1 protein-coding gene is annotated in these 2519 nt (G+C 39.5%); it reads right to left on the bottom strand.

Going from position 1 to position 2519, the window contains the following annotated elements:
- Positions 1 to 507 precede the first annotated feature (507 nt).
- On the bottom strand, positions 508 to 2223 hold the full coding sequence (locus ACUVXA_RS19650; protein ID WP_445872989.1) for a hypothetical protein: 1716 nt from the start codon (positions 2221 to 2223) through the stop codon (positions 508 to 510).
- Positions 2224 to 2519 lie beyond the last annotated feature (296 nt).

The following is a 2519-nucleotide window of genomic DNA, read 5'->3' on the forward strand; positions in this document are numbered from 1 at the left end:
ACTACTACTGATGTCTTTTATAGCACGCGTTTTGAATGTTCATCATTTCATATTTAGACTGTTCTTTTTGTTTTGGATCCTTCACCATGTTTATCATTTTCGAGTCATTAGATTAGTGTTACTTCTGGTTTGTAGCCGATTGTTCTTTATAATTATGAGACGAATATCTTTGGGGATGCGGGGTTTGCTAAAAACTTGTATCAGGCACAAGGATACGATAATGTTTTTATTTTGACTCTTCCTGCTTTTGATTACTTTAATTCTGGTGGGGGTTTTGAATTAGTTTTTCAAGTGGGCTTGATCAAGGTTTTTGAGATCGCTGATTAATTTTGGTATTTTAAGAATATTTTTTCTGCTCATATAATCGCTTTTCCATGTTTTGGATACTTAAAACCGAATCGTATCCCGCGCTGGAAACGAAACTCTGTTGGAGAATTCAAGTATGCTGCTTGAAGTGACCGTTTTTAAGGGTAAAAGTTGTTTTAAGGGTGGTGAATGACAGTAATGTTAGGTGCTACTTTTAAAGACTTCAATTGGTCCTAAACGAAAAACTAGTTCGAAATCACCACTGTTGTGGAAGTAGTTAGAGGGGGGGAGCGTTAAAACGTAGGTAGTATTGTAACTCGCAGCTTCTTTAAGAGCTTTAGCTAGTATCACGTCTGTAAAGAATTTGACCTCATAGCGGTATGGAATTATGGGCTTGAAATTGAGGGTGAGTGCGGCCCAGCCGTATAAGCCTTGATGAACAATGACGCAGGAGTTGGAGGGCATGTTCCATTCCAGCCATTCACAAGCCAGGATTGCGTAGGGGCAATAGTAGAGGGGGATGGTGTTATACTGCATGCTGGATGGAAAGTAGGTCTGTAGGTTTATAGCGGAGAAGTAGGTGAGAGCCCTTTCCGGCGGTAAAACCATGTATGCGGATGAAAGTAGAATTAAAATAGGGAGCAACAACACGAAGGCAATCTGTCTATGTTTTCTGGGAATTTTCAGCTTCCTTACCAGAAATGGGTCCTGCTTGTCTGGAAGCAGGTAATTGCAGGCGTATATGGTGAAGGGAAAGGTGAGAAGTAGCATCCACCTATACCACCAGGGTAGAGCGAAATGTGGAACCACCACAGGCATAAAGGAGCCTACTAGAAGAAATAGAGTTGTAATATCTAAGACGTGGTTACGGAAATAACCCCCAATCACAAAGGGAAGAATTGGGATAAAACAGATTAGAAAAAGGGAAAAAATATCACTCCTCAAAATATCCACTGAGGGGTAAATCCATTCCCCAAAACCCAGGGAGATATAATCAACAAAAAGACTTGACCTACCTAAGCTGGCGAGATCGGTGGGAATTTTGACCTGAAAATATCCTGCATAGTACAGCACAGTTAACACCGAGCATATCGCCACAAACGTGTACATAGATAATATTAGGGGACGGATACGTGCTCCAAACATCTTCTGATACTGTTCACTCCCTTCTTCTCCCACCTGATTGTTGGACTTTTTTAATTTTCTTTCTTTTCCAACATCATTATCACTCCTTTCAGAATCCGCGGTCGCTCTAGAACCAAGAGATTCGATTTTTGATTCCAAATAAAATTTGACGCTGCCTAAAAATTTGGAAATATTAAAAGAGGGAAATATCTCCCAAAACATAAGATAGGCAACCACGCATAAGAGCTGAACTCCCACTAGCTCGTGGGAAAACAAACAGAGTAATGAAAACAGCACAAATAGGAAACCGTTCTTACCCTTCTCCAAACTTTTAGTCGGGGTAACTGCAAGAAAGAAGAAAACAAGTCCCAACGTATTTCTGAGCAGGTCCCAGGTGATCCTAAGGGTCACAAAATATGATGCGCAGAGAATAGCGCAAATTAATCCCTTTTTATCGCCCCAACCCAAATAATAGGTTAAAAAATAGTAAGTTGACAATCCTAAAAACCCGTTAACAATTGGGGTAACAAGCTTCAAAATCAAAAAGGGATCGACTCCTGATAAGACACCCAAACTACCTATCAAAAAGAGGAAAGTTATGGAAACAGGATTTACAAAAATGTAGTAATAGAGCATTGGGAAAAGCCCATAAATCTGACAGTAATGTATGAAGGGAGCATAAAGGTAAACAGTGTCATAACCAATTGGCCAAGGAAAAGAAACAATCTCGGGAATCGCCCTAACAACCACAGGAACCAGAAAAGATAATAACAAGCAATACTTGCGCTCCAAACAAACATCTCCGGAATAATTTTTATCTCTCGTGCAAAATTATAAAAATATATCGCATCAAATTAAATTAAAAAATTTCGGGGATTCAATATCAGAAATTTTCCAATTTGCTGAATATGTTTATTGGCTTAATTTTTACTTCGTTGCATAAATATTTCTTTTCGTTCCCGTAAACGGGGAGTATGCGTTTTGGGCCACCCCGCTCCTTAAATCGATGCAAGTGAACCAGATTTTCGTGTGCAAAAAGCAATTAGACCCAGAGCTGGCTGAAAACAAGCCCAACAAAAGAATCACAA

The sequence above is a fragment of the Candidatus Jordarchaeum sp. genome, assembly GCF_052745115.1.